We start from the raw sequence: 22,995 nt of genomic DNA, 5'->3' as shown, positions 1-22,995 counted from the left end.
TGCCCACCGCGACCGCCCCCGCCGCCGACGCGCGCGCCAGCGCCCGTTCCACGGGTAACCCCTCCAGCACACCGCTGAGCAGGCCGGCGAAGAACGCGTCGCCCGCGCCGTTGGTGTCGACGACGACGTCGACCGGGGCCGTCGGGACCTCGATCCACCCGTCGGCGTCGAGCGCGAGCGCGCCGGCGCCCCCGTCCGTGCAGACCGCGAGCCGGCACCCGCGGGCGACGGCGTCGGCGAGGTAGGCGCGCGGGTCGGCCAGCCGCGCCGCGCTGACCAGCAGGACGTCCGCACCGGCGACGAAGTCGCGCGGGTAGTCGCCGACGCCGTCGTCGTCGTGCACGTCGCACCAGACCGGGACACCCGCGGCCCGGGCGGCCGGCAGGAGCGGGCGGCTGTGGTCGGCCAGGTCGAGGACGGCGACGTCCACCCCGTCGAACGAGGGCACGGGGTCCGGCGTCGGCGACGGCAGCTCCAGGTAGATCGACACCCGCGACCCGTCCTCGGCCATGAGGTTGACGTGGCGCTCGGTCGTCGAGACCGGCTGCGCGACCACACTGATCCGCGGCTGCGCGAGCGCGGCGCGGACCAGCGCCCCTTCGCGGTCGTCGCCGATAGCGGTGCGGAGCGTGACGTCGACGCCCAGCGCCGCCAGCGTCAGCGCCTTGCCGGCCGACGTCCCGCCCAGGCCGTCATGATGGCCGTGCGCGAAGAGCGTCTGCGAGCGCGGCTCGGGGAGCGCGGCGAGGCGGACGAGGGTGTTCCAGGACGCGGGACCGTTGACGAGGACGCGAGGCACGGGGACAACCCTAGGAGCGGCGTGGTGGTCCTGAGCACCGCGTCCCACCAGGGATCATGGTCGCCGTGAACGTGACGACGAGGTCCCGCGGCCTCTCCCTGCTGAGCCTGCTCGTCCTCGTCGCACTGACCGTGGTCAGCCTCTGGACCGTCTGGCCGCCGGCGCCCGCCCCGGCGGACGCGCCCGCCGGCGAGTTCAGCGCACAGCGCGCGTTCGAGCACGTGCAGACCATCGGCCAGGAGGTCCACCCGGCGGGCAGCGACGCGGCGGGCGACGTGCGCGACCACATCGTCGACACGCTGACGGACCTCGGCCTCGAGCCGGAGGTCGTGGACGGCGTCGGCGCGACAGGCGCCCTGGGCAGCGGGTACGGCCTCGCCGCCGTGCAGAACGTGGTCGCCGTGCTTCCCGGGACGGACTCGACCGGCCGGCTGTTCCTGGTGGCCCACTACGACTCGGTTCAGGTGTCCTACGGCGCCAACGACGACGGCGCGGGGACCGCGACCCTGCTCGAGACCGTCCGCGCCCTGCGCGAGGGGCCGGCGCTGAAGAACGACGTCGTGCTCGTGTTCACGGACGCCGAGGAGGCGTGCCTGTGCGGCGCGGAGGCGTTCGTGCACGACGACCCGCTCGGCGCCGACGGCGGCGTGGTGCTCAACGTCGAGGCGCGCGGCGCGTCGGGCCCGGCGATCATGTTCGAGACGTCCCGCGGCAACGCCGCCCTGGTCGACGTCTACTCGACCGTGCCGCACCCGGTCGGCAGCAGCATGGCGGTCGAGGTCTACCGGATCCTGCCCAACGACACCGACTTCACGCCGTTCCGCGAGCAGGACCGGTTCACCGGCCTCAACTCGGCGTACATCGACGGCTCGGCGGTCTACCACTCGCCGGAGGACCGGCCGGAGTACATGGACCTCGCGAGCCTGCAGCACCACGGCTCGAACGCGCTCGCGCTGGCCCGGCACCTCGGGAACGACGACCTCGCCGCGCTGAGCGTCCCGTCGGCGGACGACGCCACGTACTTCCCGGTGCTCGGCGAGCTCGCGCGGTACCCCGGATGGCTGGTGTGGCCGGTCGCGATCCTGGCGGCGCTGGCCGTGGTCGCCCTCGGGTGGCTGTCGGTGCGGGCGGGCCTGCTTCGCGGGCGCCGGCTGGTCGCCGGGTTCGCGTGGGGGCTGGCGCCGATCGCGCTGGCCGCGGTCGTCGCGCAGCTGTTCTGGATGCTGCTGGTCGCGCTGCGGCCCGGGTACGGCGAGATGCTCGACCCGTGGCAGCCGTGGTGGTTCCGCGCGGCGCTCATGGCGCTCGTCGCGACCGTGCTGATGCTCTGGTTCGGCGCCCTCCGCGGCCGGCTCGGCGCGCCCGCGCTGGTGATCGGTGCGCTCGGCTGGCTCGCCGTGCTCGGCCTGGTGCTCGCCGCGGTCACGCCCGGCGGTTCGTACCTCGCCGCGCTGCCCGCCCTCGCCGGCGGCGTCGGCGGGATCGTCGCGCTGCGCCTCGGTGACACCGGCAAGGTCGTCACGGCGACCGTGGTCGGGGCGGTCGCCGTCGTGGTGCTGGCGCCGATCGTGCTGTTGTTCCTGCCCGCGCTCGGGCTGGCCACCGGCGCGGCGCCGGCGCTGTTCGCGGTGCTGCTCGGGCTGGCGGTGCTCCCCGTCGTCGACCGGCTGGTCCCGAGCGGACGCCGCGCGCTGCTCCCGGCCCTCGTCGCCGGGGCAGTCGCGGTCGTGTGCGTCGGCGCCGGGCTCGTCGTCGACAGGTTCGACGAGAAGCACCCGCTGCCCACCCAGCTCATGTACGCGCTCGACGCCGACACCGGCCAGGCCCGGTGGGTCAGCTCCGAGGTCAGCCCGAGCGACTGGACCAGCCAGTTCGTCTCGGAGCACCAGGACGTGCACGCGACGTTCCCGCTGCTCGGGACGGGCGTCTGGACGGGTGGGGCCGAGGCCGCCGACCTGCCGGCGCCCGAGGTGACGACGGACTCCGACACCACGGCGGGCGGCGTCCGCACCCTCGAGCTGACGATCACGCCACAACGGCAGGTGCGGCTGGTGTCGCTGACGATGGCCGACGCGGGAGTGCAGTCCGCGGAGGTCGAGGGTCGGGACGTCCCGGTGTCCGACGGCACGTTCGCGGTCGTGTTCAACGCGCCGCCGGCCGACGGCGTGCACGTCACGTTGACGCTCTCGGGCGACCAGGACGCGGTCCTGCAGGTGGCGGACGGTAGCGACGGCCTGGAGGAGCTCCCCGGTTTCGCGCCGCGGCCCCCGGGCGTCGGGATCGAGGGGTCGCACACGTCGGAGCTGGTGCTGGTGGGAACCGCCGTCACGTTCTAGGGTGTGGCGTCCTGCAAGTTGCTGCAAGGTTGCAGCCTCACCCGGTGGTGACGATGACGCACCTGACCGCCCGCGCGACCGCCCTGGTCGGCGCCCTGCTGCTCCTCGCGGCGTGCAGCGGCACGCCCGAGCCGTCGGCGTCGCCGCCCGACGGGGGAGGCCACGACGTGGGCGTCGAGATGTTCCAGTGGACCTGGGACTCGATCGCCATCGAGTGCACCGACCACCTCGGGCCGGCCGGGTACGCGTGGGTGCTCACCAGCCCGCCGCAGGAGCACATCCTGGGCGACCAGTGGTGGACCGCGTACCAGCCGGTGAGCTACCGGGTCGAGTCGCGGCTGGGTACGCGCGAGCAGTACGCGGCGATGGTGCAGACGTGTCACGACGCCGGTGTCGACGTCTGGGCCGACGCCGTCGTCAACCACATGACGGGCCAGGACGCGCCGGGCACGGGCTGGGCGGGCTCGTCGTACACGCACTACGACTACCCCGGGATCTACACCGACGCCGACTTCCACCACTGCGGGCTGACCGCGAACGACGACATCGCCGACTACCACGTCGCCGCCCAGGTGCAGACGTGCGAGCTGGTCAACCTCGCCGACCTGGCCACCGAGACCGAGCACGTGCGGTCGACGATCGTCGCCTACCTGCAGGACCTGCTGTCGCTGGGCGTCGACGGCTTCCGGATCGACGCGGCCAAGCACATGGCGCCCGAGGACATCGCGGCGGTCGTGGGCCAGCTCCCGGACGGCACCGGGATCGCGCAGGAGGTCATCCGCGGCAGCGGCGAGCCCGTCACGCCCGAGCAGTACACCGGCAACGGCAAGGTGTACGAGTTCTCGTGGGGCAAGGACATCCAGGGCGTGCTCGCGGGCTCGCCCGGGCTCGCGCTCGACCTGGGCACCACGTCGAGCTACCTGCCCTCCGACGACGCGGTGATCTTCGTCGACAACCACGACACCGAGCGCAACGGCTCGACGCTCAGCTACGCCGACGGCGCGCAGTACGCGCTGGCGAACGTCCTCATGCTGGCCGGCAGCTACGGCACGCCGGCGGTGTACACGGGCTACGCGTTCTCCGACCGCGACGCCGGGCCGCCGCAGGACGCGGACGGTCGCGTGCTCGACGCCTCGTGCGGCGACACCCCCGGCCCCGACGCGGACCTCGCGGACGGCGCCTGGGTCTGCCAGCACCGCTGGCCGCAGATCGAGGGGATGGTCGGCTGGCGCAACGTCGTCGGCGACGCCCCGACGGTCGACGAGTGGTCCGACGGCGACGCGGCCGCGCTGGGCCGCGGGGAGCGGGGCTTCGTCGTCGTCAACGCCGGCGACCAGGAGTTGCGCACCGAGCTGACCACGAGCCTGCCGGACGGCGACTACTGCGACGTGCTGTCGACGGACGACTGCGTGCGGTCCACGGTCGACGGCGGGAAGCTCACGGTCGTCGTGCCTCCAGGCTCGGCCCAGGCATGGGACGTCGCCCGCCGACCATGACGAAGGACGGCCCCACCGTAGTGGGGCCGTCCCTGCAGGTCAGACGGTGTAGCGGGCCCAGACCGTCGCGTCGGACGGGACCAGCACGGACCCGTCGTCGTCGACCGCCGGGTCGATCGACGCCAGCAGCACCTCGGCGCCCGCGGGCAGCGCCACCGGCGACGAGCCGAGGTTGGCGACGACCAGGACGTCCCGGTTCACGAACGCGATGACGTCGTCGCCGAGCCCGTGCAGCCACTCCATGCCGCCGGATCCCAGACCCGACTCCCGGCGCAGCTGGAGCGCCGCGCGATAGGTCTCGTACGTCGAGCCGGCCACGCCGCGCTGCGCGTCGAGCGCGTAGGACGCCCACGCCGCGGGCTGCGGGAGCCACGTCACGCCGGTGGGGGAGAACCCGAACCCGGCCTCGTCGGACGCCCAGGGCAGGGGGACACGGCAGCCGTCGCGGCCCCGCTCGGCGCCTCCGGTCCGGAAGAACGCAGGGTCCTGGCGCAGGTCGTCGTCGAGCGACGTGTGGTCGGGCAGCCCCAGCTCCTCGCCCTGGTACAGGTACGCGGAGCCGGGCAGGCCGAGCATGAGCAGCGACGCGCAGCGGGCGCGCCGCAGGCCGAGGGCCTCGTCGGGCTGCTCGTCGCCGTGCCCGATGCCGTTGGGCCGCGAGCCGGGCTCCGCCAGGCCGAGCCGCGACGCGTGCCGGACCACGTCGTGGTTGGACAGCACCCACGTGGTCGGGGCGCCGACGACGTCCGCCGCCCGGTAGGAGGCCTCGACCACCGTGCGCAGCGCCGGGGCGTCCCAGTGGGTCGCCAGGAACGCGAAGTTGAAGGCCTGCTGCATCTCGTCCGGCCGGACGTAGCGCGTCAGCCGCGACAGGGGTTCCACCCAGGCCTCGGCGACGAGCGCACGGTCGCCGTCGTACTCCGCGAGCACCCGGTTCCAGGCGCGGTAGATGTCGTGCACGCCGTCCTGGTCGAACATCGGACCCTGGTTGCCCGCGCCGGAGACCGTGTCGGTCGGCTCGACGTCGTCGGACCCCTCGATCATGGAGACGTGGCCGTCCCAGTCGGGCAGCCCCGGCGCCTTGACCATGCCGTGCGCGACGTCGATCCGGAATCCGTCGACCCCGCGGTCGAGCCAGAAGCGCAGGACGTCCTCGAACTCGGCGCGGACCTCGGGGTGCTCCCAGTCGAGGTCGGGCTGGCGCGAGTCGAACAGGTGCAGGTACCACTCGCCGGGCGTGCCGTCGGGGTCGGTGGTCCGGGTCCATGCCGGCCCGCCGAAGATCGACTGCCAGTTGTTGGGCGGCTCCGCGCCGTCGACGCCGCGGCCGTCGCGGAACAGGTAGCGGGCGCGCTCGGGCGAGCCCGGGCCTGCGGCGAGTGCGGCCTGGAACCACACGTGCTCGTCGGACGTGTGGTTGGGCACCAGGTCGACGATCACGCGCAGGCCGAGGCGGTGCGCCCGCTCGAGCATCTCGTCGAAGTCGGCGAGCGTGCCGAACAGCGGGTCGACGTCGCGGTAGTCGGCCACGTCGTAGCCGGCGTCGGCCTGCGGCGAGCGGTAGAACGGCGAGAGCCACACGGCGTCGACGCCCAGCTCCGCGAGGTGGTCGAGGCGCGCGGTCACGCCGGGCAGGTCGCCGATCCCGTCGCCGGACGCGTCCGCGAACGAGCGCGGGTAGACCTGGTAGATCACGGCATCCCGCCACCACTCGCCGTCGGGCGATCCGGCGGTGTGCACCAGGGTGCGCAGGGGTCGGGTGTCGGTCGTCGTCATGCGGGCATGCCTCACTTCGGGGGGTCTAGACAGGGGGAGAGGCGCCGTTGCCGGACACGGAGCGCACTCAGGGTGCCGCTCGCGTCCGATCAGAGTACGGCGGAGGCCTCGGTGGTCACAGCGGCCGAGGTCAGCACGGGTGCAGCGCCCGTGGAGCCGCGGACGATGAGCTCGGGGTGGAACTTCAGCTCGGTGCGCGACGCCGGGGTCCCGTTGATCTCGGACACGAGCGCGGAGACCGCGGCGTGACCCATCGAGAGGACGGGCTGGCGCACCGTGGTGAGCGGCGGGTCGGTGAACGCGATCAGCGGCGAGTCGTCGAAGCCGACCACCGACAGGTCGCCCGGCACCGACAGCCCGCGGGACCGGGCCGCGCGGATGGCACCGAGCGCCATGAGGTCCGACCCGCAGATGATCGCCGTGTGGCCGCTGTCGATGAGCTCGAGCGCGGCCGCCTGGCCGCCCTCGACGGTGAACAGCGTGGTGACCACGTGGCCGTCGGCGTCCGTCACGCCGAGGTGGCGCTCCAGGTTGATCGCGAACTCCACCCGTTTGCGCGCGGCGGGGACGAAGCGCTCCGGGCCGATCGCTAGACCGATCGAGCGATGCCCGAGCGAGACCAGGTGCCGGAAGGCGAGGTCGAGCGCGGCCGAGTCGTCGGTGGACACCGAGGGGGCGTCGACACCCTGGGCGAACCCGTTGACCAGCACGATCGGCATCCCCCGGCTGCGCAGGCGGTGGTACCGGTCCTTGCTCGCGGTCGTGTCGGCGTGCAGCCCGGAGACGAACACGATCCCGTCGACCGCGTGCTCGAGCAGCATCTCGACGTACTGGTCCTCCGTGGTGCCGCCGGGGGACTGCGTGCAGAGCAGCGGCGTGTACCCGCGCTCCGTGAGCATGGTCTCGATGACCTGCGCGAACGCGGGGAACACGGGGTTGGACAGCTCGGGGACGACGAGACCGACCAGGCCGGCCGAGCGCGTGCGCAGCTTCTCGGGTCGCTCGTACCCGAGCACGTCGAGGGCCGCCAGCACGGCTTGGCGGGCTTGGGCCGACACGCCATGCTTGCCGTTGAGGACCCGAGACACCGTGGCCGTGCTGACGCCGGCCTGCTCGGCCAGATCCGTCAGACGGGTGCGCACAGGCGGCAGCGTAGGGGACACCGGACCTCCTCGTCCGTAGTCGTTCATGAAGGTCGTCGCGGGCCGTGTCGGGCACCCGCTGAAACCGTTGCCTGAAAGTTACCGTAACGACTTGCAAGCCCCGTGGCAACGACGCTAACTTCTGCGATATCAGGCCAGCGTCGGTGGGGATCCGCCGAACGCGGGCGCACCCCACAGACTGTTTTGGAGATGACGATGCGACGGAGCATCCCTGTCGTCGCGGCGACGCTCGGCCTCGCGCTGGCGCTCACCGCGTGCTCAGGTTCTGGAGACAGCGGCGACGACTCGTCGGCCGCCCCGAGCGAGAGCGCCAGCCTCACCGGCACGCTGACGATGTGGGTCGACGAGACCCGCATCGACGTGATGAAGCCGATCGTCGAGGAGTTCCAGGCGGAGACCGGCGTCAAGGTCGACCTGGTGCAGAAGGTGTCGGGCGACATCCGCACGGACTTCGTGGCCCAGGTGCCGACGGGCGAGGGTCCGGACGTCATCATCGGCGCGCACGACTGGACCGGTGAGTTCGTCAACAACGGCGTCATCGCGCCGGTCGAGCTGGGCGACAAGGCCGAGGGCTTCTCGCCGGCCGCGCTCCAGGCGTTCGCCTACGACGGCGCGCAGTACGGCACGCCGTACGCCATCGAGAACATCGCGCTGGTCCGCAACAACGCGATCCTCAAGGACACCCCGGCGACGACCTTCGACGAGCTCGTGACGCAGGCGCAGGGCGCCGGCACGCCGTTCTCGGTCATCATCCAGCAGGGTGCCGAGGGCGACGCGTACCACCTGTACCCGCTGCAGACGTCGTTCGGCGCCCCGGTGTTCGAGTCGAACCCTGACGGCTCGTACAACACGACGCTGGGCCTCGGCGGCCCGGCCGGCGACGCGTTCGCCAGCTACCTGGCCAAGCTCGGCCAGGAGAAGGTCCTCGACCAGGCGGTCGACGGCGAGAAGGCCAAGCAGGCGTTCCTCGACGGCCAGGCGCCGTACATCATCACCGGCCCGTGGAACACCACGGCGTTCACCGACGCCGGCCTGGACATCTCCGTCCTGCCCGTGCCGTCGGCCGGTGGCCAGCCCGCGCAGCCGTTCGTCGGCGTGCAGGGCGCGTTCATCTCCTCGAAGTCGAAGAACGCCGTGCTCGCCAACGAGTTCGTCGTCAACTTCCTCACCACCGAGAAGATCCAGTCGGAGCTCTACGACCTCGGCGGCCGCCTGCCGGCCCTCACGGCCTCGGCCGAGAAGGTCGACGACCCGATCCTCAAGGGCTTCAACGAGGCCGGCGCGACCGGTGCGCCGATGCCCTCGATCCCCGAGATGGGCTCCGTCTGGGGCTTCTGGGGCACCACCGAGGTCCAGATCATCAGCGGCCAGGCGACCGACGCTCCGGCGGCCTGGAACACGATGACGGCCAACATCCAGGGCGCGATCGACGGCAGCTGACGCCGATCGACAGGCTCGCCGGGGTCCCTGCGGGGGCCCCGGCGAGCCTTCGCCAGGCCGAGCGGTCCGACCCCTGCCAGGATCGGACCGTCGGTCGAAGTCGCACCACGCCCTCGCTCCACCGCGGGTAGCGCCCCGCCCTGTCGCCGCGCGACGACGCGAAGCACGGAGGACCTCATGACGGACCAGCAGACCGCTCAGGACGTCGCCTCTCGGGGGGCGCTTCCGCCTCCCGAGGACGGCCCCCGCCGCACCCGCTCCGGCGACTCGCACGCGCGGAACATGTCCCCGGGCTTCGTCGCCAAGCTCCTCCTCGTCGCCCTCGTCGACGCCCTCGGCATCTACGGCATCCTCGCCGCCGCCGCGGTGAGCTCGTGGGCGATCGTCGTCTTCCTGGTCTTCGCGCTCGTCGTCGTCAACTGGGTCTACTTCTCGCGGCGCATGGTCCCGGCCAAGTACCTCGTGCCGGGGCTGCTCTTCCTGCTCGTCTACCAGCTGTTCGCGATGGTCTACACGGGCTACGTCGCGTTCACGAACTACGGCGACGGCCACAACTCCGACAAGGCCGACGCCATCGAGGCGATCCTCATCCAGACGGAGCGCCGGGTGGAGGGCTCGCCCAGCTTCCCGCTGACGGTGGTCACGCAGGGCGACGAGCTCGGCTTCGCGATCGTCGACGAGGACGGCACCGTCCAGGTCGGCACGGCGGACCAGCCGCTCGAGCCCGTCGACGACGCCACCGTCGAGAGCGACAAGGTCACCGAGGTCCCCGGCTACGACGTCCTGCAGTTCGCGCAGATCGCCCAGCAGCAGGAGGCGATCACCAGCCTGCGGGTCCCGGTCTCCGACGACCCGAACGACGGCTCGCTGCGCACCCAGGACGGGTCCACGGGCTACGTCTACGAGTCGACGCTCGTGTACGACGAGGCCGCCGACACCATGACCGACACCACCGACGGCACGGTGTACACCCCGTCCGACCACGGCAACTTCGTGTCCGAGGACGGCGCCGTGCTGCTGCCCGGCTGGCGGGTCACGGTCGGCTTCGAGAACTTCACGGCGTTCTTCACCGACTCGCGCATCGCCGGACCGTTCTTCTCGATCCTCTGGTGGACCTTCGCCTTCGCGATCCTCTCGGTCGTCACGACGTTCGCGGTCGGACTCTTCCTCGCGGTCGTGTTCAACGACCCGCGCGTCAAGGGGCGGCGGATCTACCGCTCCCTGCTCCTCCTGCCGTACGCGCTGCCGGCGTTCATCTCGGCGCTGGTCTGGCGCGGCCTGCTCAACGAGCGGTTCGGGTTCATCAACGAGGTGCTGCTGGGCGGCGCGGAGGTCCCCTGGCTGACCAACGAGTGGCTGGCCAAGCTGTCGATCCTCGGGGTCAACCTCTGGCTCGGCTTCCCCTACATGTTCCTGGTGTGCACCGGGGCGCTGCAGTCGATCCCCGGCGACGTGATCGAGTCCGCGCGCATGGACGGGGCCGGGGCGGCGCGGGTCCAGCGCTCGATCGTCCTGCCGCTGCTCATGGTGGCGGTCGCCCCGCTGCTGATCGCCTCGTTCGCGTTCAACTTCAACAACTTCACGCTGATCTACCTGCTCACCGGCGGCGGTCCGAACTTCCAGGGCACGCCGATCCTCGTCGGCCATACCGACCTGCTCATCTCGATGGTCTACTCCGTGGCGTTCGAGAGCGGCCTCAAGCAGTACGGCCTGGCCAGCGCGCTGTCGATCCTCATCTTCATCATCGTCGGCGCCATCTCCTGGGCCGGCTTCCGTCGCACGCGTCGACTCGAGGAGCTGTGATGACCACCACGACGGTCGACCGGAAGACGAAGCCCCGGAAGTCCGTGGAGCTCCACACGTCCGTCACCGGCATGCGGTGGTGGCGCGAGGTCGGGTGGCGGCACGTCGTCGCCATCGTGGCGATCGTGCTCTGCCTCTTCCCGTTCGTGTACCTCGTGTCGGCGTCGCTCAACCCCGGCGGCACGCTCACCGGGTCGAACGTGCTGTTCCGCACCGTCGGGACCGAGAACTTCGCCGACCTCGTCGGCACGGACTACCCGACCTGGTTCGTGAACTCGCTCATCATCTCGACGGCGACCGCCATCGGCACCGTGCTCATGGCGGCTGCGGCGGCCTACGCGTTCTCGCGGTTCCGGTTCAAGGGCCGGCACGGCTCGCTGACGGCGCTCCTGCTGTTCCAGATGTTCCCGCAGACGCTCGCGTTCGTGGCGATCTTCCTGCTGCTGCTCAGCATCGGGAAGGTCTTCCCGGCACTCGGCCTCAACAGCCAGCTGGGCATCATCATGGTCTACCTGGGTGGCGCGCTCGGCGTGAACGCGTTCCTCATGTACGGGTTCTTCAACACGATCCCGCGCGAGCTGGACGAGGCCGCGAAGATCGACGGCGCCACCCACGCCCAGATCTTCTGGGGGATCATCCTGCGGCTGGTCACGCCCATCCTCGCGGTCGTCGGCCTGCTGTCCTTCATCTCCACCTACGGCGAGTACCTCATCGCGTCCGTCGTCCTCGGGAAGGTCAACAAGTACACCGTCGCCCTCGGTCTGTACTCCTGGGCGGCCGACGAGCGCACCGCCAAGTGGGGCGTGTTCGCGGCCGGAGCGGTGCTCGCGGCCATCCCCGTGATCGCACTCTTCTTCGCGCTGCAGAAGTACATCGTCGGCGGGCTGACGGCGGGGTCGGTCAAGGGATGAGCCGTCCGCACCATCTGCTCGACCAGCCGCACCACGACGGGTCCGAGCAGTACGTCCGGCGCGCCACCCCGCGCCTCGGCGACGTCGTCCCCGTGCGCATCCGGGTGCCCGTCTCGGGCACGGAGCGGGCCGTCTGGCTGCGGACGGTGCGCGACGCCGAGCCGCGGATGGTGCCCACCCGCCTCGAGCGGGTCGACGCCGACGCACGCTGGTACGTCGGCGAGGTGCCCGTGCACAACCCGGTGGCGGGCTACCGCGTGCTGCTCGACGAGCCCGGCGGCTACCGCTGGCTCAACGGCCGCGGCCTGCATGCGCGGGACGTGCCCGACGCGGGCGACTTCCGGCTGACCGTGCACGACCCGGCGCCGGCCTGGATGGACACGTCGGTGGTGTACCAGGTGTTCCCCGACCGGTTCGCGCGGTCGGGGCACGACCACGGCCCGCTGCCTGACTGGGCGCTGCCGGCGCGATGGGACGACGAGCCCATCGGCGAGGGTCGGGGCGTCGCTCAGCAGTACTTCGGGGGCGACCTGGCCGGCATCGAGCAGCGTCTGGACCACCTGCAGCGGCTCGGGGTCGACACCCTGTACCTCACGCCCGTGTTCCCCGGCCGGTCCAACCACCGGTACGACGCGAGCACGTTCGACGTCGTCGACCCGCTGCTGGGCGGGGACGCAGCGTTCGCGTCCCTGAGCCGCGCGGTGCACGGCCGCGGCATGCGGATCCTGGGCGACCTCACGACGAACCACACCGGCGCCGGCCACGAGTGGTTCGCGCGCGCGCGGGCCGACCGCTCCGTCGAGGAGGCGTCGTTCTACTACTGGACCGACGACGACCCGGGGTACGTCGGCTGGCTCGAGCACGCGTCGCTGCCCAAGCTCAACTACAACGCCCGAGCGCTCGCCGGCCGCATGATCGAGGGCCCGGACTCCGTGATCGGTCGCTGGCTGGTGGAGCCGTACTCGCTGGACGGCTGGCGCATCGACGTGGCCAACATGACCGGCCGGTACGCCGACGACGACCTGACGCTGCAGGTGGCCCGCACCATCCGCGCGACCATGCACGCCCTCAACCCCGAGGCGGTGCTGGTCTCGGAGCACTTCCACGACGCCGGGACGGACCTGGCGGCGGGCGGCTGGCACGCCAACATGAACTACTCGGCGTTCACCCGGCCCGTCTGGACGTGGCTGGTGGACCCGGACCTCGACCTCGGCTTCCTCGGGATGCCCGTGCCGATCCCGCGCCGCGACGGCGTGTCGATGGTCGACACGATGCGGGACTTCGACTCGACGGTGCCGTGGGCCGTGACGACCCACCAGTGGAACATGCTCGGCTCGCACGACACGGCACGCCTGCGGACGGTCGTCGGCACGCGCGAGCGCGTCGAGCTGGCCGCCGGGCTGCTGTTCACCTACCCCGGCACGCCCGCGATGTTCGCCGGCGACGAGGGCGGGCTGACGGGCACCAACGGCGAGCACGCGCGGGTCGCGATGCCGTGGGCGGACATCGACGCCGGCGGGGGAGCCCGCTGGGACGCGGGGACGTTCGAGATCTACCGCTCGCTCATCGCGGTGCGGCGCGGGTCCCGGGCCCTGCGCGAGGGGGGCATGCGCTGGGCGGTCGTGAGCCCCGAGGCGGTGGCGTACCTGCGCGAGACGGCCGACGAGCGGGTGCTCGTCCTGGTCGCACGCGCCGCGTGGGAGGGCGCGGACCTGCCCCGGCACCTGCTCGCGCCCGGGGCGTCGCCGGAGAGCCTGTACGGCGGAGGCGACCTCGGGGTGCACCCGGACCGGCTCGAGCTGCCGGGCGACGGACCGGGAGTGCAGGTCTGGAGGTTGGCGTGATCGTCACGCGGGCCTGATCGTTACGCTGGCCCCGTGACGGCACTGGACCACTCCCTCGACCTCGACGGCTACGTCGACGCCGACCGGGAGCGCTGGGTCCCGGAGCCGGTCAAGTCGCGCGAGCGGACCGCGTTCGAGCGGGACCGGGCGCGCCTCGTGCACTCCTCCGCTCTGCGGCGGCTCGGGGCGAAGACGCAGGTCCTCGGACCGTCGTCGGACGACTTCGTCCGGACCCGGCTCACGCACACCCTCGAGGTCGCGCAGGTGGGCCGGGAGATCGGCAAGGCGCTCGGCTGCGACCCCGACATCGTCGACACGGCGTGCCTGGCGCACGACCTGGGGCACCCGCCGTTCGGGCACAACGGAGAGCGCGCGCTGGCGGAGCTGGCCAAGGGCATCGGCGGGTTCGAGGGCAACGCGCAGACGCTGCGGCTGCTCACGCGGCTGGAGCCGAAGGTCGTCGCGCCGGACGGTCGCGCCGTCGGGCTCAACCTCACGCGCGCCAGCCTCGACGCCTCGGTGAAGTACCCCTGGCGGCACCTGCAGGGTCCGGTGAGCGCGGCGAGCGGCCGGCCGACGCACAAGTTCGGCGTGTACGAGGACGATCTGCCGGTCTTCGAGTGGCTCCGCGAGCAGGCTCCCGACGGCCGCAAGTGCCTCGAGGCGCAGGTCATGGACCTGGCCGACGACATCTCCTACTCGGTGCACGACGTCGAGGACGCGGTCGTGGGCGGGCGCCTGGACCTCGAGGTGCTGGGCGTGCCGGTCGAGCGCGACCGCGTGGTCGAGGCCGTGCAGACCTGGTACGGCGACGCGGTGACGGCCGACGGGCTGCAGGAGGCGATGGACCGGCTGGTCGCGGCGAACCTCTGGCGCCCGGGGTTCGACGGGTCCCGCGCCGCGCTGGCGTCGCTGAAGGACTCCACCAGCCAGCTGATCGGCCGGTTCGCGAAGGCCTCCCAGCTGGCCACCCGCGAGGTCTACGGGCCGGGGCCGCTGACGCGGTACGGCGCCGACCTGATCGTGCCGCACGAGACGCTGGCCGAGATCCTGGTGCTCAAGGGCCTCGCGGTGGCCTACGTCATGGCGCCGCGCGAGCTCGAGCCGCTCTACCACCGCCAGCGCGAGGTGCTCGTCGACCTCGTGCACGTGCTCGCGGAGCGGGCGCCGATCGCCCTCGAGCCGCCGTTCGCGGCGGACTGGGCGCAGGCCGCGGACGACGCCGCGCGCCTGCGCGTGGTCATCGACCAGGTCGCGTCGCTCACCGACGTCTCGGCCGCGGAGCTGCACGCGCGCCTGGTCCACCCGCCGCGCCACGGCGGGCCTCCGGCACTCGTATGAACCAGGTCCTCGCGGTCCGTCGCGACGCCTAGACTCCTCGCGTGGCAGGACGGATCCGGCGGGAGGACGTGGAGGCGGTCCGCGAGCGCGCCCACATCGAGGAGATCGTCGGGCAGCACGTCACGCTGAGGTCCGCGGGCGTCGGCTCGATGAAGGGTCTCTGTCCCTTCCACGACGAGCGTTCGCCGTCGTTCCACGTGCGCCCCCAGGTCGGCCGGTACCACTGCTTCGGCTGCGGCGAGGGCGGCGACGTCATCGACTTCGTGCAGAAGGTCGACGGGCTCGGGTTCTCCGAGGCGGTCGAGTACCTGGCCGGCAAGGTCGGGCTCCAGCTGCGGTACGAGGAGGGCGGCGCACCGCGCCCCGGCGAGGAGCCCGGCAAGCGGCGCCGGCTCATCGAGGCGCACAAGGTGGCCGAGGAGTTCTACCGCGAGCAGCTGAGCACGCCGGCCGCGGCGGCCGGGCGGCAGTTCCTCGCGGAGCGCGGCTTCGACCGGTCCGCCGCCGCGGACTTCGGCGTCGGGTTCGCTCCGCAGGGGTGGGACTCGCTCATGCGCCACCTGCGGGGCCGCGGTTTCACGGAGGCCGAGCTCACGCTCTCCGGGCTGGTCAGCCAGGGGCAGCGCGGCGTCTACGACCGGTTCCGCGGTCGCCTCGTCTGGCCCATCCGCGAGCTGACGGGGGAGACCGTCGGCTTCGGCGCCCGCCGCCTGTTCGAGGAGGACCAGGGGCCCAAGTACCTCAACACGCCCGAGACGCCGCTCTACAAGAAGTCGCAGGTGCTCTACGGCATCGACCTGGCCAAGCGGGACCTGCAGCGGGACAAGCGCGTGGTCGTGGTCGAGGGGTACACCGACGTCATGGCGATGCACCTGTCGGGCGTCGGCACCGCGGTGGCCACGTGCGGCACCGCGTTCGGGTCCGACCACGCGCGGATCGTGCGCCGGCTGATCGGCGACTCGGGGTCGAGCGGCGGCGTGCAGCTGGCGTCCGGTGCCTCGGTGGGCGGCGAGATCATCTTCACGTTCGACGGCGACGCCGCGGGTCAGAAGGCGGCCCTGCGCGCGTTCGGCGAGGACCAGTCGTTCTCGGCACAGACGTTCGTGGCGGTCGAGAAGTCCGGGATGGACCCGTGCGAGCTGCGCCAGGCGAAGGGTCCCGACGCCGTCCGCGCGCTCGTGGCGGGCCGGACCCCGCTCTACGAGTTCGTCATCCGGTCGACGCTCGCGTCGTACGACCTGCGCACCGCCGAGGGCCGGATCGGTGCCCTGCGCGCGGCCGCGCCCATCGTCGCCGGCATCCGCGACGCCGCCCTGCGGCCCGAGTACACGCGGCTGCTGTCGGGCTGGCTCGGCATCGACGACCAGGACTCCGTGCGCCGGGCCGTGCAGGGGGCGTCGACGCGACCCCCGGCGGCGCGCACCGAGCGGCCGACGGCTGCTCCGGCCGATCCCGTGCAGGTGCCCGTCGCGCGCATGCCGGTGCCCGACCGGCGGGACCCGGTCGCGCAGATCGAGCGGACCGCCCTGGAGGTCGTGCTCCAGCGACCGGACCTGGTGGCCTCCGACTTCGACGAGCTCCCGTCCGACGCGTTCGGCGCGCCCGCGTACCGCGCGGTGCACGAGGCGATCCGCGCCGCCGGTGGCCTGGCCGTCGCGCGCCCGCTGCTGCAGTCCTCGGGCGGGTCGACCGGCTGGGTGGGCGCCGTGATCGAGCAGGCGGCCGAGCCGGTCCGCGCCCTGGTCACCGAGCTCGCGGTCGCGCCGCTGCCCGAGGACCGCCCGGAGTCGCTCGAGGGCTACGTCAAGGGCGTCGTGCTCCGGCTGGTGGAGATCGGCTTCACGCGGCACATCGCGGACCTGCGGGGGCGCCTGCAGCGCATGGACGCCGACGCCGACCCGGCCGCCTACCAGGCCGCGTTCGCCGAGCTGGTCGAGGTCGAGGGCCGCCGTCGGAACCTGCGAGAGAGCGCCTGACATAGGCAAGGCTTTCCTGCGTTTGCGCAGGTCAGGACAGGCTTTGCTTCGATGACAACGTCGCGACGGGTGCCTACGGTAGACGTATGAGCGTCCTGACGACGAGCCGGTCCGTCCCCACGGTGCAGAGCCTCAACTGGCTGCGCGCGGGGGTGCTGGGTGCCAACGACGGCATCGTCTCGGTCGCCGCCACCGTGCTCGGGGTCGCCGGTGCGGCGACCCCCGTGGGCACCATCGCGGTTGCCGGCATCGCGGCGCTGGTCGCCGGTGCGCTCTCGATGGCGGCCGGGGAATACGTGTCGGTGAGCAGCCAGCGGGACGCCGAGCGGGCGGCCGTGCGGCGCGGCCGGGTGCTCCCGACGCTCGTCGTGGCCGGGCCGGACGAGTTCACCAACCCGTGGCACGCCGCGATCGCCTCGCTCGGCGCGTTCCTGGTCGGCGGCATCGTCCCGCTGCTCGTCGTGCTGGCGCCGTGGGGTGGCGTGCGCGTGCCCGCGACGTTCGCCGCGGTCGTGGTCGCACTGGTGGTGACCGGCCTGGTGGCGGCCCGGTTCAGCGACGCCGAGCCGCGCCGCGCGGTCCTGCGCAACGTGCTCGGCGGGTCGATCGCGATGGCGGTGACGTTCGGCGTCGGGTCGCTCGTGGGGCTGTCGATCTAGCGCAGGCCCACCGGCTAGCGCAGCGCGACCAGACCCGTGCCGTCGTCGACCGGCAGGACCGCGTGCACGGCGGCGGTGACGGTCATGGCCCGCATGGAGAGCTGCCCGCCGTAGTAGGAGAGGAACGCCGTGTCGGTCGCGTCGCGGCCCGTGGCGATCCGGACCAGGGACTCGCGCGGCGCCAGTCGGGTCGCGTCGACCACGCGCCAGGCGCCGTCGACGTAGGCCTCGGCGACCGCGTGGAAGTCCATCGGCTTGAGCCCGGGCGCGTAGACGGAGACCAGCCGCGCGGGGACGTCCTTGGCCCGGAGCAGGGCGACCACCAGGTGGGCGAAGTCGCGGCACACACCGCGCCGCTTCAGCAGCGTGTCGGTGGCGCCGTCGGTGGGCAGGCTCGAGCCCGACAGGTAGGTCACGTGCCCGGTGACCCAGGCGACCACGGCGTCGAGGAGCTCGGGGCCCTCCAGGCCGGTGAACTGGTCCCGCGCGAACGCCAGGAGCCGGTCCGACTCGGCGTAGCGGCTGGGCCGGCGGTACTCGACGAGGTCGACGTCCTCGATGGCCGGCAGGTCGGCCTGGCCGGTGAGGGTGGCCTGGTAGTCGACGACCACGCGGCCGGCCGGGGCCAGCACGCGGTGCATACGACCGCCGTGCGCCATCTTGATCTCGGCGACGTCCAGGGGGCCGTCCTCGTGCCGGACCGAGAAGATCTCGGAGCGGTCGTAGGCGCCGTCGGCGACGGCCACGGAGAGCAGGATCTCGAGCGGGGTGCGCACGTCGAGAGACAGGTGCGAAGTCACGGTGCGCAGCACGGCCGCGGGTCCTTTCCCGGCCATCGGCGGCCGGACCATCTAGAGGGGCAGGCGCAAGTGTGAGGCTCACGGGGCCATCCGTCCAGCCCGCGGACTGGTCGAGGTGAACGTGCAGGTCAGCGGGTTGTCAGAGCCTGCCGCGCGCGCTCGTTCGGGGCCGTCGGAGGGGCGGTGCGACGCCCGGGTTACCGGCGGGTAGCGACCCTCTCGCCGGGGGTGAGGAGCGGGGGAACTCTGGCCCCGGTCATGGACCCGCCGACGCCCCCGGCGTAGCGTCGACGTCGAAGGAGACAAAAGCCGCGAACCGGGCACGCCGAACGGGTGCGCCGGGGTGGCACGGGGGCATGCCGTGGGCGACGTGATCGAGCTGGAGATCGAGCAGGGACCCGACGCCGGGACCTACTCGGTCCAGGTGCTGCGCTCGGTCTCGGGCGGCGAGCCCCAGGGCACGATGACCCTCGACGTGGCCGCGCTCCTGGCGGGGATGCCCCTGCTCGAGGCGACCGTGCTCGCGTCCGCCGTGGCGGCCCGGCGGGTGGTGGGGGACAAGGAGGCGCCCCTGCGCGCGATGGGCACGCAGCTGTTCGAGTCCGTGTTCGCCGGGGCCGTGGGCGGCGCCTACCGCGCCAGCGTCGGAGTGGCGCGCGAGCGCGGGAACGACCTCCAGGTCCTGCTGCGGCTCACGGCGCCGGGCCTGGCGGGCGTGCCGTGGGAGACGATGTTCGACCCGGAGACCGCCGCCTACGTGTGCCGCAAGGAGCCGCTGGTCCGGCACGTGCCCGCGCCGTCGTCGGCCGCGCCCGGCACCGTGGTGCTCGAGCCTCCGTTGCGGATCCTCGGGATGGTCGCGTCGCCCGCTGGGCTGCCGCGGCTGGAGGTCGAGGACGAGCGGCGGCGGCTCGAGGAGGCCCTGGGCCCGCACATCGCGTCCGGGCGCGTCCAGCTCGGCTGGCTCGACGACGTCTCCTGGGACGGGGTCCACGCCGCGCTGGTCCAGGGTCGGTGGCACGTGCTGCACTTCATCGGCCACGGCGGGTACGACGTCGAGACCGACGAGGGCGTGCTCGCCTTCGTCGGCAAGGACGGGCGCGCGGACTACGTCGAGGCGAGCAGCCTCGCGGACCTCCTCGACGAGGCCGACGTGACGCCGCAGCTCGTCGTGCTCAACTCGTGCCAGTCGGGCGCGGTCGGGGCCGTCGACCCGTTCTCGGGGACGGCCGCGGCCCTGGTGCGCAGCGGGATCCACGCCGTCGCCGCGATGCAGTTCGCCGTCAGCGACGTCGCCGCGGTCGCGTTCGCGCGGTCGTTCTACATGGCGATCGCGCAGGGCCGCAGCGTCGACGAGGCCGTGCGCAGCGGGCGCATCGGGATCCTGGGCACGGGGCGCGGCACGCTCGAGTGGGTGACGCCGGTCCTCTACGTGCGCGGCGGGGACACGCAGCTCTTCGAGATCGACGCGCTGGCCACGCCGGTGCCCGGCGCACCGGCGCCGCCGCCCCCGCCCGTGCCGCCGGCGCCCGTGCCGCCGGAACCGGTCGAGCCTGCACCGAAGAAGCGCACGCACCGCGGGCTCATCGGCGGGGGGATCGCCGCGTTCGTGGCGTCAGGAGGTCTCGCCACGGTGCTCGCGCTCATGCCGGACGACTCCGAACCGGGCGGGCAGCCCACGGACGCGCCGCCCTCGACGTCGGCCCCGGTGGTGACGCCGCGCGCCGTGGTGACGGTGCAGCGAGAGGTCCCCGCCACCCAGCAGTGGACCGACATGGGGCTGGCGTGCCTGGCGGGGGACACGTTCGTCGTCGTCGGCAGCGGCACGATCCTGCACGAGCAGACGGCGACCGGGCAGGTCGGGCCTGACGGTCTCGCCGATCCCGTGTACCACCCGTACAACGTGCCCGGCCTGCCCGACGCCCCGACCGCCGGCCTGATCGGGAGCCTCGACGTGCAGGAGCCGTTCTTCGTCGGCAGCGGCACGACGTACGTCTGCCCGCGCGACGGTGAGCTCTACCTCGGCGTCAACGACGTCGGGCTCAGCGGCAACAGCGGCGCGTTCGGCGCGACGATCACGCTCGAACCGGGATCGTGAGGGGGACGCGATGACGCGACTGGTGACGTTCGGCACGGCCGACGGCGGCGAGGTCGTCGTGCAGGTCGACGACGGTGTCGCGCTGCCCGGCATGGTGACGCGGGGGTTGGGCGACGGGACCGTCGTGCAGCGGGTCGAGCAGACGTTCGACGACGCGCTGGCCCGCGTGCAGCCCGCCGTGCGCTCGATGCTCGCGCAGCTGCGGACGCCGATCGACGGTCCGGACCGGATCGAGCTCGAGTTCGGCATCCAGATGAGCGCCGAGGTGGGGGCCTTCGTGGCGGGCGCGAGCTCGACGGCGAACTTCAAGGTGACCCTCACGTGGACGTCCGACGACGCCTGACCCAACCACCATCACACCACCTCAGGGGAGATCATCATGCCGCTCAAGGCCTACGGCGTCCTCGCCGGCCGAGCCCTCGCCAGCGTGCGCGAGGCCGACCCGGACAGCCCGCACTTCCAGGTCCACCTGTCCGACGACGCGGGCGTGCACTACCGCGCCTCGATCAACGTCAAGTCCCAGCAGTCGCCGTCGGACCTGCTCACGTTCGTCTCCGAGGACTTCCACCACCCCGTCTGCGCGGGACTGGCCGCGCGGCCCAGCGGCTGGTCGCGCCTCGCCCCCGGGCCGGGCGGCGGCGGGCTCGACCTCATCCGCGGCAACCTGTTCGACCGGACCCTCATGCGCGCGCTGCCGCCGGACCTGCCGGACGCGGACAACGACCTGGCGGACGCCCTGGAGCACCACGTGGGCCGCGCGGTCCGGGACCCGGGCTCCCGCGTCTACCTCTTCGGGGAGCCGTGGGGCCCCGAGCTCGACAAGCCCGACAAGATCTTCGGCTTCCAGCCCGGCGCCGGCGTGCACGACATCCACATGAACCAGGGCAACAGCGGCCGGTTCGCGTCGGACGACGGGCCGTGGCAGGACGGCGCGCTGCTCATCCACCACGCCGCGGCCGACCAGTGGGTGGCGGTCTTCCTGGCGTTCCAGTCGCAGGCCTGGCACACCGACGACGTCACCGGCCACACGCTCCCGACGGCGCCCCTGCCGGGCGAGCCGGGCCCGGCGGTCACCGACGGCCGGATCCGCGTGGTCGCGTCGATGGTCAACGGGCCCGGGCCGGCGCCGGAGCGGGAGACCGTGACGCTGGTCAACGTCACGACTGCGCCGATCGACCTGAGCGGGTGGGCCGTCGCGGACGCGCAGAAGCACCGCGTCGTCCTCACCGGCCCCGTCCTCGGCCCGGGGGAGGCGACACGCATCACGCTGACGCCGCCCGTCCAGCTGGGCAACCGAGGCGGGCTGGTGAGCATTCTCGACCCCGCCGGGCTCAAGGTCGACGGGGTGGCGTACACCGGCGCCGACGCGCAGCGGGACGGCTGGACGCTCGCGTTCTGACAACGCGACTCAGCGGTGGTCCAGCACGACCGCGGTGACGACGAGCCCGTCCCCGGCGGCCCACCGCCCGTGCAGCACGTCCGTCCCGAGCCCGGCCGGGCGGAGCCGGGCGGTGAACGTGCCGTCGGCGCGGAGGCGCACGTCGACGTCCTCGAACCCCAGCCACGCGCGCGTGACCGGGTACCACGCCTTGTAGACGGACTCCTTGGCCGAGAAGAGCACGCGGTCCGGGCACGTCGCGGGGTCGAGGCCGACGAGGGCGGCTCGTTCGTCCGCGCTCATCACCAGGCTCAGCACCTCGGGCGGCAGCGGGGCGTGCACCTCGGCGTCGATACCGAGGCCGGCGAACGCGTCCGCGCGGGCGACCGCGGCGGCGCGGAAGCCCTCGCAGTGCGTCATGCTGCCGACGACCCCGGCCGGCCAGACCGGTGCGCGGTCGGGGCCCGACGGCACCGCCACGTCGTCCAGCCCCAGCCGGCGCAGGGCGGTCCGGGCGCAGGACCGGACGGCGGCGTACTCGGCCCGGCGCGCCGGGACGGCGTTCGCGACGCCCGCCTCCTCCGCCGGGAGCAGCGCCGACGGCAGCGCGGGACCGGCGTGCTCGGCGGCCTCGACCCCCGCCGGCAGCACCCGCTCGATCATGGTCCGCAGTGTGCCAGCCGAGCGCTTGGAATCCTCGCGGCCCCTCGTTCGTTATGTCATCCGAGAACCACGAGAACCAGACGGTGAGGGGCACGATGACACGACGCAAGGCCGGCCAGGTGGAGTTCGAGGACGACTTCGGCGAGATCGTCCGCTACGTCCGGCACCCCAACGGGGGCGGGCTCGTCTCGCCCGGCGCGCGGGTCCACGAGGGCGCCTGGCTCGCCGAGACCTCCTACGTCGAGGCCGGCGCGGTCGTGCACGACGGCGTGCGCGTGGGCGCGGGCAGCTGGGTCGACGTCGACGTCGTGCTCGGTGCCGGTGTCGTCGTCGACCGCAACGCCCACCTCGGCCGAGGGACGCGCGTCGGCGCTCGCGCGCGCGTGGGTTCCGGCGCCCGGGTGGGGGAGTCCGTGGTGATCGAGCCGCGAGCGCAGGTCGGGGCTGACGACATCGTGCGGGACGGCGCGACGGTCGCCCGCCGCGGGTCGGCCTACGGCATGGCGGCGTAG

The 22,995-nt window shown here is 73.0% G+C and carries 18 protein-coding genes; 13 read left to right on the top strand and 5 right to left on the bottom strand.

Features of this window, described 5'->3' with window-relative positions:
• Window positions 1–799 (bottom strand): carbohydrate kinase family protein (locus AC1DT4_RS08795; RefSeq protein ID WP_477089398.1); only part of this gene is annotated, 799 nt, incomplete at its 3' end.
• A 65-nt stretch (window positions 800–864) separates the two neighbouring features.
• Here AC1DT4_RS08795 and AC1DT4_RS08790 point away from each other — a divergent pair.
• Together AC1DT4_RS08790 and AC1DT4_RS08785 are read left to right on the top strand one after the other, a co-directional pair.
• Window positions 865–3,135: a M28 family peptidase gene (locus tag AC1DT4_RS08790; RefSeq protein ID WP_477089397.1), complete on the top strand. Its 2,271-nt coding sequence runs from the start codon at window positions 865–867 to the stop codon at window positions 3,133–3,135.
• Window positions 3,136–3,188: 53 nt separating this feature from the next.
• Window positions 3,189–4,631, top strand: a complete 1,443-nt coding sequence (locus AC1DT4_RS08785) for an alpha-amylase (RefSeq protein WP_477089396.1) — start codon at window positions 3,189–3,191, stop codon at window positions 4,629–4,631.
• 39 nt (window positions 4,632–4,670) lie between these two features.
• On the opposite strand, the gene AC1DT4_RS08780 is transcribed toward AC1DT4_RS08785, so the two are convergent.
• Window positions 4,671–6,407, bottom strand: a complete 1,737-nt coding sequence (locus AC1DT4_RS08780) for a glycoside hydrolase family 13 protein (RefSeq protein ID WP_477089395.1) — start codon at window positions 6,405–6,407, stop codon at window positions 4,671–4,673.
• A gap of 89 nt (window positions 6,408–6,496) precedes the next feature.
• Window positions 6,497–7,570, bottom strand: a complete 1,074-nt coding sequence (locus AC1DT4_RS08775; RefSeq protein ID WP_477089394.1) for a LacI family DNA-binding transcriptional regulator — start codon at window positions 7,568–7,570, stop codon at window positions 6,497–6,499.
• A gap of 189 nt (window positions 7,571–7,759) precedes the next feature.
• On the opposite strand from AC1DT4_RS08775, the gene AC1DT4_RS08770 reads away from it, so the two are divergent.
• The 7 genes from AC1DT4_RS08770 to AC1DT4_RS08740 all read left to right on the top strand — a co-directional run bounded on the left by AC1DT4_RS08770 (window position 7,760) and on the right by AC1DT4_RS08740 (window position 17,544).
• Window positions 7,760–9,010 (top strand): sugar ABC transporter substrate-binding protein, encoded by a 1,251-nt coding sequence (locus AC1DT4_RS08770; protein WP_477089393.1) that lies wholly within the window; start codon window positions 7,760–7,762, stop codon window positions 9,008–9,010.
• 177 nt (window positions 9,011–9,187) lie between these two features.
• Complete coding sequence (locus AC1DT4_RS08765; RefSeq protein WP_477089392.1) at window positions 9,188–10,813, top strand: ABC transporter permease subunit; 1,626 nt, start codon at window positions 9,188–9,190, stop codon at window positions 10,811–10,813.
• The gene (locus AC1DT4_RS08760; RefSeq protein WP_477089391.1) at window positions 10,813–11,724 is read left to right on the top strand and encodes a sugar ABC transporter permease; all 912 of its coding nucleotides are present in this window, start codon (window positions 10,813–10,815) and stop codon (window positions 11,722–11,724) included. Before AC1DT4_RS08765 ends, AC1DT4_RS08760 begins: the two co-directional genes overlap by 1 nt.
• Window positions 11,721–13,568, top strand: a complete 1,848-nt coding sequence (locus tag AC1DT4_RS08755; RefSeq protein ID WP_477089390.1) for a glycoside hydrolase family 13 protein — start codon at window positions 11,721–11,723, stop codon at window positions 13,566–13,568. The genes AC1DT4_RS08760 and AC1DT4_RS08755 overlap by 4 nt, the downstream gene beginning before the upstream one ends.
• A 33-nt stretch (window positions 13,569–13,601) precedes the next feature.
• Window positions 13,602–14,909, top strand: a complete 1,308-nt coding sequence (locus AC1DT4_RS08750) for a deoxyguanosinetriphosphate triphosphohydrolase (RefSeq protein ID WP_477089389.1) — start codon at window positions 13,602–13,604, stop codon at window positions 14,907–14,909.
• A gap of 41 nt (window positions 14,910–14,950) precedes the next feature.
• Window positions 14,951–16,885 carry a DNA primase gene (gene dnaG, locus AC1DT4_RS08745; protein ID WP_477089388.1) on the top strand — a complete coding sequence of 645 codons (1,935 nt, stop codon included), beginning with the start codon at window positions 14,951–14,953 and terminating at the stop codon, window positions 16,883–16,885.
• Between the two features lie 86 nt (window positions 16,886–16,971).
• Window positions 16,972–17,544 carry a VIT1/CCC1 transporter family protein gene (locus AC1DT4_RS08740; RefSeq protein WP_477089387.1) on the top strand — a complete coding sequence of 191 codons (573 nt, stop codon included), beginning with the start codon at window positions 16,972–16,974 and terminating at the stop codon, window positions 17,542–17,544.
• 14 nt (window positions 17,545–17,558) lie between these two features.
• Here AC1DT4_RS08740 and AC1DT4_RS08735 read toward each other — a convergent pair whose 3' ends face one another.
• Window positions 17,559–18,356, bottom strand: coding sequence for a transglutaminase-like domain-containing protein (locus AC1DT4_RS08735; RefSeq protein WP_477089386.1), 798 nt, complete (start codon window positions 18,354–18,356; stop codon window positions 17,559–17,561).
• 358 nt (window positions 18,357–18,714) lie between these two features.
• On the opposite strand from AC1DT4_RS08735, the gene AC1DT4_RS08730 reads away from it, so the two are divergent.
• From AC1DT4_RS08730 to AC1DT4_RS08720, 3 genes are read left to right on the top strand one after another with little or no spacing between them, the layout of a single operon-like run.
• Entirely contained in the window at window positions 18,715–20,442 is a 1,728-nt protein-coding gene (locus AC1DT4_RS08730; protein WP_477089385.1) for a CHAT domain-containing protein, read from the top strand.
• 10 nt (window positions 20,443–20,452) lie between these two features.
• On the top strand, window positions 20,453–20,785 hold the full coding sequence (locus AC1DT4_RS08725; RefSeq protein ID WP_477089384.1) for a CU044_2847 family protein: 333 nt from the start codon (window positions 20,453–20,455) through the stop codon (window positions 20,783–20,785).
• Between the two features lie 36 nt (window positions 20,786–20,821).
• A complete protein-coding gene (locus AC1DT4_RS08720) occupies window positions 20,822–21,841 on the top strand; it encodes a DUF2278 family protein (protein ID WP_477089383.1) in 1,020 nt (339 codons plus the stop codon).
• Window positions 21,842–21,850: 9 nt separating this feature from the next.
• Here AC1DT4_RS08720 and AC1DT4_RS08715 read toward each other — a convergent pair whose 3' ends face one another.
• Window positions 21,851–22,483, bottom strand: a complete 633-nt coding sequence (locus AC1DT4_RS08715) for a 4'-phosphopantetheinyl transferase family protein (RefSeq protein ID WP_477089382.1) — start codon at window positions 22,481–22,483, stop codon at window positions 21,851–21,853.
• A gap of 95 nt (window positions 22,484–22,578) precedes the next feature.
• On the opposite strand from AC1DT4_RS08715, the gene AC1DT4_RS08710 reads away from it, so the two are divergent.
• Complete coding sequence (locus tag AC1DT4_RS08710; protein ID WP_477089381.1) at window positions 22,579–22,995, top strand: transferase; 417 nt, start codon at window positions 22,579–22,581, stop codon at window positions 22,993–22,995.

It is taken from the genome of Cellulomonas sp. P4_D11 (genome assembly GCF_056401915.1).
This window is presented reverse-complemented; position numbering and strand designations above follow the sequence as displayed.